Annotated in this window: 12 protein-coding genes; 3 read left to right on the top strand and 9 right to left on the bottom strand. The window is 67.6% G+C overall.

The features are described from left to right. Window positions 1-182 precede the first annotated feature (182 nt). Entirely contained in the window at window positions 183-3,704 is a 3,522-nt protein-coding gene (locus BRAS3809_RS07980) for a PAS domain-containing hybrid sensor histidine kinase/response regulator (RefSeq protein WP_008961577.1), read from the top strand. Window positions 3,705-3,731: 27 nt separating this feature from the next. On the opposite strand, the gene BRAS3809_RS07975 is transcribed toward BRAS3809_RS07980, so the two are convergent. Next, a complete protein-coding gene (locus tag BRAS3809_RS07975; RefSeq protein ID WP_008961576.1) occupies window positions 3,732-4,532 on the bottom strand; it encodes a helix-turn-helix transcriptional regulator in 801 nt (266 codons plus the stop codon). 94 nt (window positions 4,533-4,626) lie between these two features. Between BRAS3809_RS07975 and BRAS3809_RS07970 the strand changes: the two genes are divergently transcribed. Beyond that, the gene (locus BRAS3809_RS07970) at window positions 4,627-5,178 is read left to right on the top strand and encodes a carboxymuconolactone decarboxylase family protein (RefSeq protein WP_008961575.1); all 552 of its coding nucleotides are present in this window, start codon (window positions 4,627-4,629) and stop codon (window positions 5,176-5,178) included. 223 nt (window positions 5,179-5,401) lie between these two features. Beyond that, on the top strand, window positions 5,402-5,782 hold the full coding sequence (locus BRAS3809_RS07965) for a hypothetical protein (protein WP_008961574.1): 381 nt from the start codon (window positions 5,402-5,404) through the stop codon (window positions 5,780-5,782). Between the two features lie 120 nt (window positions 5,783-5,902). Here BRAS3809_RS07965 and BRAS3809_RS07960 read toward each other — a convergent pair whose 3' ends face one another. The 8 genes from BRAS3809_RS07960 to BRAS3809_RS07925 form a co-directional block, all read right to left on the bottom strand. Next, window positions 5,903-6,499: an ankyrin repeat domain-containing protein gene (locus tag BRAS3809_RS07960; RefSeq protein ID WP_008961573.1), complete on the bottom strand. Its 597-nt coding sequence runs from the start codon at window positions 6,497-6,499 to the stop codon at window positions 5,903-5,905. A 41-nt stretch (window positions 6,500-6,540) separates the two neighbouring features. Beyond that, window positions 6,541-6,915 (bottom strand): alpha/beta hydrolase, encoded by a 375-nt coding sequence (locus BRAS3809_RS07955; protein ID WP_240535620.1) that lies wholly within the window; start codon window positions 6,913-6,915, stop codon window positions 6,541-6,543. Between the two features lie 64 nt (window positions 6,916-6,979). Then, window positions 6,980-7,720 (bottom strand): GIN domain-containing protein, encoded by a 741-nt coding sequence (locus BRAS3809_RS07950; RefSeq protein ID WP_240535619.1) that lies wholly within the window; start codon window positions 7,718-7,720, stop codon window positions 6,980-6,982. Between the two features lie 295 nt (window positions 7,721-8,015). After that, on the bottom strand, window positions 8,016-8,588 hold the full coding sequence (locus BRAS3809_RS07945; RefSeq protein ID WP_035655727.1) for a DUF1700 domain-containing protein: 573 nt from the start codon (window positions 8,586-8,588) through the stop codon (window positions 8,016-8,018). After that, a complete protein-coding gene (locus tag BRAS3809_RS07940) occupies window positions 8,588-8,911 on the bottom strand; it encodes a PadR family transcriptional regulator (RefSeq protein WP_008961569.1) in 324 nt (107 codons plus the stop codon). Before BRAS3809_RS07940 ends, BRAS3809_RS07945 begins: the two co-directional genes overlap by 1 nt. Before the next feature lie 260 nt (window positions 8,912-9,171). Then, complete coding sequence (locus BRAS3809_RS07935; RefSeq protein WP_008961568.1) at window positions 9,172-9,642, bottom strand: hypothetical protein; 471 nt, start codon at window positions 9,640-9,642, stop codon at window positions 9,172-9,174. Window positions 9,643-9,736: 94 nt separating this feature from the next. Beyond that, window positions 9,737-10,618 carry a slipin family protein gene (locus tag BRAS3809_RS07930; RefSeq protein WP_008961567.1) on the bottom strand — a complete coding sequence of 294 codons (882 nt, stop codon included), beginning with the start codon at window positions 10,616-10,618 and terminating at the stop codon, window positions 9,737-9,739. After that, window positions 10,611-10,997, bottom strand: coding sequence for a GntR family transcriptional regulator (locus BRAS3809_RS07925; protein ID WP_008961566.1), 387 nt, complete (start codon window positions 10,995-10,997; stop codon window positions 10,611-10,613). Before BRAS3809_RS07925 ends, BRAS3809_RS07930 begins: the two co-directional genes overlap by 8 nt. Between the last annotated feature and the right edge of the window lie 194 nt (window positions 10,998-11,191).

Genomic DNA, 11,191 nt, shown 5'->3' with positions numbered 1-11,191 from the left:
CCTGCTGCGACGATGTCGGCTCTCATGGGCGCCGCGTCACAGCAGCGAATGCGCTGCCCGCCCTTAACGACGTCGCCTCATTCCCTTCGCCGCCGCCATATCGCTATCGCCCCACATTCCCCAAAGCGCTAAGCTCGTGACCTCCAATCCCAGAGGGAACGACCAAGGAGTTCGCGCGAGACATGCTGCACGACTGGGGCGTGATCCTGGCCGCGTTCGGCTATATCGGGTTCCTGTTCCTGGTCGCCAGCCGCGGCAACCGGGCCGGTGACCGGCGGCCGGCGGAGGGACGCGGGCGGCTGGCCGGGCTGATCTACCCACTGTCGCTGGCGATCTACTGCACCTCCTGGACCTTCTTCGGCTCGGTCGGCTTCGCCTCGCGCACCAGCGTCGATTTCCTGGCGATCTATCTCGGCCCGATCCTGATGGTCGGCGCCTGCACGCCGCTGCTGCGGCGGGTCATCCATCTCGCCAAGACGCAGAACATCACCTCGGTCGCCGACCTGATCGGCGCCCGCTACGGCAAGAGCCAGGCAGTGGCGGCGACCGTAGCGCTGATCGCGATCATCGGCTCGGTGCCCTACATCGCGCTGCAGCTCAAGGCGGTCGCCTCCTCGCTGCAGACCATCCTGATCGACGACCGCGCCTTCGCCCACATCCCGATCGTCGGCGACATGGCGCTGATGGTCACCTTGGCGATGGCTGTCTTCGCCGTGCTGTTCGGCACAAGGCAGACCGACGCCACCGAGCATCAGCACGGGCTGATGCTCGCGGTCGCGACCGAGTCGATCATCAAGCTCGTCGCCTTCATCGCCGCCGGCGCCTTCGTCACCTTCTGGATGTTCTCGCCGGTCGAGCTGATCGAGCGGGCGATGAAATCGCCGGAGGCCGAGCGCGCGCTGGAATACGTGCCGGGGATCGGCAACTTCCTGACGATGACCTTGCTGTCGTTCTGCGCCGCGATGCTGCTGCCGCGCCAGTTCCACGTCAGCGTGGTCGAGAATGCCAACGATGCCGAAGTGTCGCGCGCGCGCTGGCTGTTCCCGCTCTATCTCGTCGCGATCAACCTGTTCGTGATTCCGATCGCGCTGGCCGGCCTCGTCACCTTCCCGTTCGGCGCCGTCGACAGCGACATGTATGTGCTGGCGCTGCCGATCGAGGCGGGGTCGCAATGGCTGTCGGTGCTGGTGTTCGTCGGCGGTCTGTCGGCGGCGACCGCGATGGTGATCGTCGAATGCGTCGCGCTGTCGATCATGGTCTGCAACGATATCGTCGTTCCGCTGGTGCTGCAGCGCCAGCAGGCGCAGCGCGAGATCGGCCGCGACTTCGCCGGCTTCCTGCTCGGCACCCGCCGGATCGCGATCTTCGCCATCATGGTGATGGCCTATTTCTATTATCGCGCGCTCGGCACCGCGCAGCTCGCCGCGATCGGCCTGTTGTCGTTCGCCGCGATCGCGCAGCTGGCACCGAGTTTCTTCGGCGGCCTGCTGTGGCGGCGCGCCACGTCACGCGGCGCGATGGGCGGCATGCTGGTCGGGTTCGGCGTCTGGCTCTACACGCTGTTCATTCCGAGCTTCCTCGACACGTCGACCGCCGGCATCCTCTTCCTGCAGCACGGCCCGTTCGGCTTCGAGCCGCTGCGGCCGCAGGCGCTGCTCGGCACCGACCTGCCGCCGCTGCTGCATGGCGTGCTGTGGAGCCTGTCGCTCAATTTGCTCACCTACATCGTGCTGTCGCTGGCGCGGCAGCCGTCGTCGATCGAGCTGCTGCAGGCCGACCTGTTCGTGCCGGCCGAGCTGACGCCGAGCGCGCCGAGCTTCCGGCGCTGGCGCTCCACCGTGACCGTGCAGGACATCCAGAGCACGGTCGGCCAGTATCTCGGCCCCGACCGCGCCCGCGCCTCGTTCGATACCTTCGCCGCCCAGCGCAACATGGTGCTGGATCCGGCGGCGCCGGCTGATTTCGAGCTGCTGCGCCACGCCGAGCATCTGATCGCCTCCTCGATCGGCGCGGCCTCGTCGCGCCTCGTGATGTCGCTGCTCTTGCGCAAGCGCACGGTGTCGGCGAAGGCCGCACTGAAGCTGCTCGACGATTCCCACGCCGCGCTGCATTTCAACCGCGAGATCCTGCAGACCGCGCTCAACCATGTGCGCCAGGGCATCGCGGTGTTCGACGCCGACCTGCAGCTGATCTGCTCCAACGGCCAGTTCGTCGACCTGCTCGGCCTGCCGCCGCATCTCGTGCAGATCGGCAGCCCCTTGAGGGAGATCCTCGAATTCATGGGCACCATCGGCGCGCCGACCTATGAGGACGCGGAGGCGCTGCTGGCCCGCCGGCTCGCCGCCTACACGACCGAGGGCGAGCCCTATCTGGAGCGGCTCGCCGACCGCCACATGGTGGTCGAGGTCCGCTCCAACCGCATGCCCGATGGCGGCCTCGTCATCACCTTCACCGACGTGACGCCGTCGTTCGAGGCCGCCGAAGCGCTGGAGCGCGCCAATGCGACGTTGGAGAAGCGCGTGCGCGACCGCACCGAGGAGCTGACGCGGCTCAATTCGGAGCTGGCGCTCGCCAAGAGCGCCGCCGAGGACGCCAACATTTCCAAGACGCGCTTCCTCGCGGCGGCCAGCCACGACATCCTGCAGCCGCTCAACGCGGCGCGGCTCTATGTCACGAGCCTCGTCGAGCGGCAGACGGCTGGCGAGGATTCGCGCCTCGTCGAGAACATCGACGACTCGCTCGAAGCCATCGAGGAGATCCTCGGCGCGCTGCTCGACATCTCCCGGCTCGATGCGGGGGCAATGACGCCGCAGGTCTCGAGCTTCAAGATGGCCGACCTGATGCGCTCGCTGGAGATCGAGTTCGCGCCGGCCGCGCGCGCCAAGGGGCTCGAGCTCGTCTTCGTGCCCTGTTCGCTGCCGGTCGAATCCGACCGGCTGCTGCTGCGCCGGCTGCTGCAGAACTTCATTTCCAACGCGATCAAATACACGCCGCAGGGCCGCGTGCTGGTCGGCTGCCGCCGCCACGGCACCTCGCTGCAGATCGGGGTCTACGACACCGGCGTCGGCATTCCCCCGGTCAAGCGCGGCGAGATCTTCAAGGAATTCCACCGCCTCGAACAGGGCGCGCGCATCGCCCGCGGCCTGGGCTTGGGCCTCTCGATCGTCGAACGCATCGCCCGCGTGCTCAACCACGGCATCGCGCTGGACTCGCGGCCCGGGCGCGGCTCGGTGTTCTCGGTCACCGTGCCGATCGCGAAGGCGATCAACCACACCGCCGCCGTCACCAGCGCCACGCCGCTCGCCATGACGCCGATCTCCGGCGCACTCATCGTGTGCATCGAGAACGATCCCGCGATCCTCGACGGCATGCGCACGCTGCTCACCGCCTGGGGCGCCGAGGTCATCGCCGTGTCCGATCCGGAGTCGGCGGAAGAAGCCATCGCCGCCCGCAACGGCGCGGTCACCGGGCTGCTGGTCGACTACCACCTCGACCGCGGCAACGGCATCGCCGCCATCCGCGACATCCGCCGCCGCTTCAACGAGGCGCTGCCCGCCATCCTGATCACCGCCGACCGCAGCCCCCACGTCCGCGCCGCCGCCCGCGACGACAACATCGCCGTGCTCAACAAGCCGCTGAAGCCGGCCTCGCTGCGCGCGCTGCTCGGGCAGTGGCGCATCCAGCAGATGGTGGCGGCGGAGTAGGATCTCCGCTCAGCGGCGCGTCTCCCGCTATCGCACCTCCCGCGGCGGGTGACCCAAGGTCCGGCTGAACACGCGCGAGAATGCCGCGGCGCTGTCGTAGCCGACCTGGGCGGCGACGCTCTTGACCGGCTTGCCCCGGGCAAGCAGTTGCCGCGCCAGCGTCATGCGCCAGGCAGTCAGATAGTCGATCGGCGTGCGGCCGACCCGCGTCCGGAACAGCTCGGCGAAGCGCGTGCGCGACATGCCGGCGATGTCGGCGAGATCCTCGAGCGTCCACGCCCGGCCCGGCCCGTCATGGATCGCGGTCAGCGCCTTGGCCAGGCGCGGGTCGGCAAGTCCGGCGAGCACACCGCTCTCGACTGCGCCATGGGCGACCACGTCACGGACGATCAGGATCAGCAGATAGTCGAACAGCCGGTCCAGCGCCGCCTGCCGGCCGACGCCATCAGCAAACCCTTCGGCGACCAGCAGGTCGCAGACCGGCGACAATGTCGGGTGCCCGGCGAGCGGCATCACGACGAACTCGGGCAGGCCCTCGCCGATCGGATTGCCCTCGGCGCCGCCGAGCTCGACGGTGGCGCAGACGAGGTCGGCGCCGCGGTCGGGATCGACGATGAAGCGATGCGTCCGCCCGCGCGGAAAGAACAGCAGCGTCGGTTCGCGCAGTTCCAGATCGTCCGCACCCGTCCGGGTCAGGGTCAGCACGCCGGCCTTGAACAGATGCAGATGGCCGTCCGGACCGAACTCGACGGTGTTGCAGAGGTTGCCGGAGAAGAAGGTCCGGGCCCGCGGCGTGACATGAGCGAACAGGGCGGCAAAGGAGTCCATGGGACGATCTGCAATGTTTTTGGCACCTGATGTCACTCATAGTCCGGCATTAACGGGGCGTGCAAGCCCGCACCACCGATCAAGGATATCCCCCATGCCCCGCATTGCTCCCGTCGACACCGTCAGTGCCGATGCCGGCGTCGTCGCCGCGCTGTCCGCCGTGAAGGCCAAGATCGGCATGACGCCGAACCTGTTCTCGACGCTCGCCCAGTCGGGCGCCGCGCTGAACGGCTACCTCGCGTTCTCCGACGCGCTCGCCAAGGGCGCGCTCACCGCCCGGCAGCGCGAGATCGTCGCGCTCGCGGTCGCCCAGGCCAATGGCTGCGAATACTGCCTCTCGGCCCATTCCCTGATGGGCAAGGGCGCCGGCCTGACCCCGGACGGCCTCCGCAAGGCCCGCGAAGGCACCGCCGATGACGCCGTCGATGCGGCCGTCGCCCGCCTGGCGCGTCGCGTCGTCGACACCAAGGGACAGGTCCTCGACGCCGATCTCGCCACGGCGCGCGCGGCGGGCCTCGACGACGGCCGGCTGATCGAGATCGTCGCGAACGTCGCGATCAACGTGCTGACCAACTACGTCAACAACGCCGCCCACACCGACATCGACTTCCCCAAGGTCGCGCTCGCTTTGCAGCCGGTCGGCTGACCAGGACGCGCCGGGCCGCTGGTCGGCCCGCGAACATCCACCGCCCGCCGCGCCGGGCGGTGGACCGTCGCGTTGGCGGCGCGCGGCATGCCGCCCAATGCCGGACCGAGCCCGGACGGTCCGATTCGAACACCGGTCAAGGAACAAAGCCGTGCGGTCCCGCGTTCGCGCCTTCATGCGCCGAAGAGCGGCGTGTCGAAATCCAGTTTCGGAGAAGACCCATATGGACAAGAAGACAGCCGCACTGCTCGGCGCCGCGGCCGCGGCCATCACCGCCGGAAGCGCACAGGCCAGTACGTTGCCGAGCGCGAGCTCATCCTCGATTCCGCAGGCGTCGTCCTATGCCGACCTGCTGACGCCGCTCCCGAATGCCGTGGCGCTGCTGCAGGCCGATGACGCGGCACGCGCCGCGCGCAAGGCGGATGAGGTCAAGGTGGCGGAAACGGTGGTCATCCGGAGAGGCCGCCGGCACTATTACGACCACCACCATCACCATCATCATCACCATCACCGCACGGTGATCGGCATTCCGGGCGTCGGTGGCGTCAGCATCGGAAGGGGCCACCATCATCACCATCATCACCATCACGACTACGATCGCTGACGGGAACGACGGCGCGGGCCTCGCGGCATCGCGCGACGCCGATGCGGCGAAATTGAACGACGCGACACATCGGCGGCGATCCTGATCGCCGCCGATGGCGTATCTCGCTCCGCAGCGGAGCTAACGGCCGTCATACACGTCCAAAATGCGCAGAATCTCCAGCTGCTGCTGCTTGGCCGCCGGCGAGCCTGATCCGCTCTTCCCCGTCGTCAGGCGGGCCAGCAGCATCGGCGTGGAGCCGGTCCTGTTGGGAAGCCTTGGATCGGCGCCAGCCTCGATCAAGGCCCTCACCGCCGCTGCAGTTCGATTGCGGACCGCGCGGTGCAAGGGCGCGACGCCGGACGTGTCGATGGCGTTCGGATCTGCGCCGGCCAGCACCAGCGCGGCAATGATCGTCACTTGCGCGTCGGGATCCCAGACCGGCGCGCCTGGCCCGCCGTCGACGGCATAGTGCAGCGGTTGCGCACCACGCCTGTTCCTCGCTCCGACCTGGGCTCCCCGCGCGATCAGCTCATGGACGATCGGGGCCTGGAGGGCCGCTGCCGCGATATGCAGGGCGGTGTCGCCGGCATAGATGTAGTGCCCGATCGCTCCAAGGAAATTCTCTCCTGAGCTCTGCCGCGTCGCGCCCCGCGTGGCGCTCTCCGTCGCGAGACGAGGGAATTCATCGAGCAGACCGATCGCCGTCGCGGTATCGCCGGCGACAACAACATCCAAGAACGCTCGGAAGTCAGCATGCTGCAAAGGGCTTCGTCCGCTCACTTCGCCGGTTCCATCAGCCAGCCCCCGAAGAAGGCGATGACCACCTTGTTGAACTCCGCTTGAAAGGCGGCGCGGTCGAAACCGGGCGCGTCGGCACACCGATCGGACTGCGCCCCGATCAGCGCCGGCGGACAAAGGACGACGGCGAAATGGCCGGAGTTCGGCACCACGCGATAATCATGCTGGGCCGCCAGATGGGCGCCGACGAATGCGACCTGGCTGGGCAGCACGCCGGAGATGTCGACCGGCTCTTCTGCGCAGGGGTACCAGACCATCGCACGGATCGCGGGACCATCGGCATCCGCGGGAATGTCGATCGTTCGCAGGCCGGCGGCTTGCGTCGGCGTCGTCGCGAGACAAAGCGCGAGCATCGGAAGCACTTGGCAGGCCCGCATGAACATCGGCCTTCTCCCAGGATGATGTGTTGCTGAGCGCCTACGGCACCTGCCTGACCTGTCCCGATCCCGACAGGTGCGAACTGAGCCGCGCCACTGCGCCGTGCAGCCTCACGACCCCGCTGCCCGACACCGAGATATCGGCATCCTGGCGCGGCGCGAGGTCGACGTCGCCGCTGCCGCGAATGGTGGCGCTGGCGCGTTCGGTGACGAGACGGCCGAGATCGGCGCGGCCGGAGCCGGAGGACTCCAGAGACACCTGCTGTACCGTTCCGCTGGCACTGACGGCGCCGCTGCCGCGCAGCGTGATGCGCAGCGACTCCTGGCTGCCGTCGGGGAGCTTGAGATTGCCGCTGCCATGAACGTTGGCCGTCGTCGTCCGGGCGGTGAGGCGACCGAGGTCGATCCCGCCGGAGCCGGCCGCTTCGACCGTCGTGTCGCGGACCTCGCCGCTCGCGGCAACGGCGCCGCTGCCATGCGCCGTGATCTGCAACGCATCCTGGCGGAGACCGGAGAGGTCGAGGCTGGCCGACCCCTGAATGGTCCAGGCCGTGACGGCAGGCCCCGAAAGCTGCACGACGAGATCATCGGCCCGGAGGCAGTCGACCTGCCTGCCCCATTCGACCGTGTCCCATTCCAGGCTCCCGTCCCGCAAGCGGACATGGCCGACGAGGTCGGCATCGCCGGTCACGCTGGCCGTCGCCGTCGGCCCCGGCTGATAATGCACCTGCGCCGGAATCCGGATCTTGACGCCGCTGCTGCCGGACCATGCGAGATCCACCGTGCGCCGCTCGCGCGCGGCTGATGGGCTCCCCCCTGGCGTCCCCTGGCAGCCGCGCGACGCGCCAGCCCAGGAGCTCCCGATCCAATGAGGACGTGTCCAAGAGCCGAGTGACCAGGAGCCGAGTGACCAGGAGCTGCCGCTCGAGGGCCCATCGCCGCCCTCCACCCAATCCTGCGCCGACGCCAGCGCCAGGATGGCACCGCATGACGCGGCGATGCCCAGCGATACCACCGCGATCCGTCCGAGCCGCCCGTTCATCTGCGCACCTCCGGTCCCTGTTGCGTTGCTCCGGTCAAGCCGGCTCGTGATCCGGCCTGAGCAGCCGGTAATGCAGCCTTGCGTAGTTGCCGAGCATCCTCACCGCGATATTGAGCCCGAGCAGCAGCAATGCGCCGCAGCCGATGCCGCCGGCGATCAGCCCGATGCCGGCAACGGCGCGCAGCGCCATCGCGGCGAGCGAGGCGACAGGCGCGATCTTGAACAGGCTGAGCAGCAGGCCGATGCCGACCACGCCGAGCACGCAGACGACGAGGCCGATCGCCAAGGTCGCCAGCAGCACGGCGAACAGCAGCGGCAGCAGCAGCAGGATGTCGACGGTGGCCAATCCGCCGAGCGCCAGCAGCACGGCGGCGGAGTTGCCGAGGCTGCGGTGCTGCTCCCAATTGCGCAGCCCGGTCTCGGCGCGCAGCTCGCGCGCCAATCGCCTGGGATCGCCGAGCGCCGCCGCCACCTCCGCCTCGTCGCGCCCGCAGGACGCGGCCTCGTCGAAATAGGACGCGTAGTCCGCAAGGATCTCGTCGACATCGTCGGCGGGCAGGCCCGCCAGACCATCCTTGAGCAGGCCCAGGAAGTCGGCGCGGTTCATCAACGCTCTCCCAGCAAGGTGTCGACCGCAGTCGTGAACGCCCGCCATTCGCGCTTCTGCGCGGCGAAGGCGGAGCGGCCCGCCGCCGTCAGCCGATAATATTTGCGCGGCGGGCCGCTGTTGGATTCGGCGAGCCGCGTCTCGACCAGCTTGTCGTCCTGCATGCGCCGCATCAGCGGATAGATCGTGCCCTCGCCCATGCCCACCCCGCTCGAAAGCGCGCTGGCAATCTCATAGGCATAGCTCTCCCCCCGCGCGAGCAGCGCCAGCACGCACATTTCCAGCGCTCCCTTCTTGAGCTGCACCTGCATCTGTTCGGTCATAGAGACATAGGTATCACAAGGTACCTTGTAACGCAAGGTACCTGTTTATGACTGGCTACTCCGGACATTGACGCGCGACCGTCCCTCGGCGCGCGGCATGGAGTATGACGACGGGTCGACACGGCCTGAGACCGCCCCGGAGCCCTCGTCGTCATCTTCCGCGAAGGCGGACGATGACAGCCGGGGCTAACGATCAATGTGCAAGGACTTCGGAAACGGTCGTCCAGCGAGGTGCGGTGGGATCTCAATTCGCCGACGGATCATTTGGCCAGCGACCGCAGCTTCTCGAGTCTCTTGCGCACCTCCGTGCCCTGGCGGTTCAGTATGGGCCCTGCAGATCCGGTCAGGAACGTGATGTACGGATTTTGGTCCTGCAAGAAGAAAATGTAGTCAGCTCCCGCCAACAGCGGGAGCGTACAATTGCCGTACCCGAACGGCCCGCTCCTCAGCTTTCCGTCTTCCGGCGGCTTTCCCTTGATCACCTCGATCGTCTGGACCGAAGCTTCGATGATCTGCTTGTAGGCCGCCTTCATATCGTCCGGCGCGTCGATCTCACGAACAGATGTGAGGTGCGCGACAAAGACCACCGAAGCTCGCGAGAACAGTTCTTCCTCGGTCGAAGGTGGAGACATGGAGGAGCAGGCAGTCGCTGGCGAGATTTGCGCAAGTGACAGGGCGGCCCATCCAACCGCCAGCGCGAAACGAGCTTTGGTCGACGTCGGACTGAGCATCAGCGGCCTGCCTTGCCTTCAACGCCGCCCCGGCTCGAACGCTAGCCCGAAAGGGTTTCCGACGCCACCAGCCGTCCGTCATACGACCCCTCGTCTAGCGCGCCGCCGCCACGATCCCCATGGCGTTGACCGGGTTCATGCTGTCGACCATCGCCGTGGGGATCAGAATGGTGGCGCCCCGCTCCTTGGTGGTCTCATAGATGATGTTCATGGCGCGCAACTGCAGCGCCGCGGGGCTACGGGCATAGGTGTCGGCGGCCTCGACGAATTTTTGCGCGACCTCTTGCTCGGCCTGGCCGAGCAGGACGCGGGCCAGCCGCTCGCGCTCGGCCTGCGCCTGGCGGCTCATCGCGTCCTGCAGCGCCGGCGGCACGCCGATGTCGCGGATTTCGACCGACAGCACCGCCACGCCCCAATCCGCTGTCTTGCGCCCGATCTCCTCGCGCAGCAACTGGTCGCCCTGCTTGCGCTCCGACAGCAGCGTCGAGAGCAGTGACGAGCCGACCATCTCGCGCAGCGAGGTCTGCGCCACCCGCGTGATCGCCTGCCGGTAGTCGATGATCTCCAGCGCGACGCGCTCCGGGTCATGGATCTGCCAGAACACCACGGCGTCGATGTTGACCGGAACGGTGTCCTTGCTCAGCGCCTGCTCGGCATCGATTTCGGTGGTCTGGATGCGCTGGTCGAGCCACACGGCGACCCGGTCGACGAAAGGCACGATGAGAAACAGGCCGGGACCGCGAACGCCGACGAGGCGCCCCAGCCGGAGCACGACGGCCCGTTCCCACTGGTCGGCGATCATGAGGGCCTGCGGGATCAGAAAGGCGACGACGGCGAGCACCGCGGCGACCGCATACGCCACGGCCGAACCGGAGTCGCGCCCGGACCAGGCGACCAGACCCGCGAGCGCCAGCGTGAGAACGGCGATCACGATCGCGGGCTGGTTCGTGCCTTTTGTCGAGAAGTAACTAATCATTCGACGTCTCCTGTTTGACGAGCGCGATCATTCGTTCCGCCAACGCGATGGGATCGACGCCGGCGGCGGTCGCCGTCGCGAGCGTCTGCTTGGCCAGGCTGTCGACCTGCTGGGCCAGCGCGCGCGCCGTCGGCGGTCGCGGCGGCTGGGCCACGAAGCTTCCTCGTCCTCGGATCAGCGTGATCGCGCCGATCCGTTCCAACTCGTCATAGGCGTGCCTGACCGTGTTGAGGTCGACCTTCAAGGCCACCGCCATCTCGCGCATCGTCGGCATCCGGTCACCCGGGCGCAACACGCCCGCGCCGAGGCTCCGCAGCATCTGGTCGCGAAGCTGGACGTAGATCGGAATCCCGGAGCTCTCGAGGCGGAGCGATTTCATCAAGTCTGTATGCATTATCTAGTACAATATACTTTGCCTACAGAACGTCAATGGCTGCCTTGCCGTCTGCAGGAGCTGGACAGCAGGCGTCCGCTGTGACGATCAGCGGCACCGCGCGATCCCGCGCTCAAAGTTCGGAATCCCGACATATTATCCATTTCTTTTTTCCAGAAACCATGCTACCTCTTGAGTCG

Origin of the sequence: Bradyrhizobium sp. STM 3809, from assembly GCF_000239795.1 — a bacterium.
Taxonomy (GTDB): Bacteria; Pseudomonadota; Alphaproteobacteria; order Rhizobiales; family Xanthobacteraceae; genus Bradyrhizobium.
This window is presented reverse-complemented; position numbering and strand designations above follow the sequence as displayed.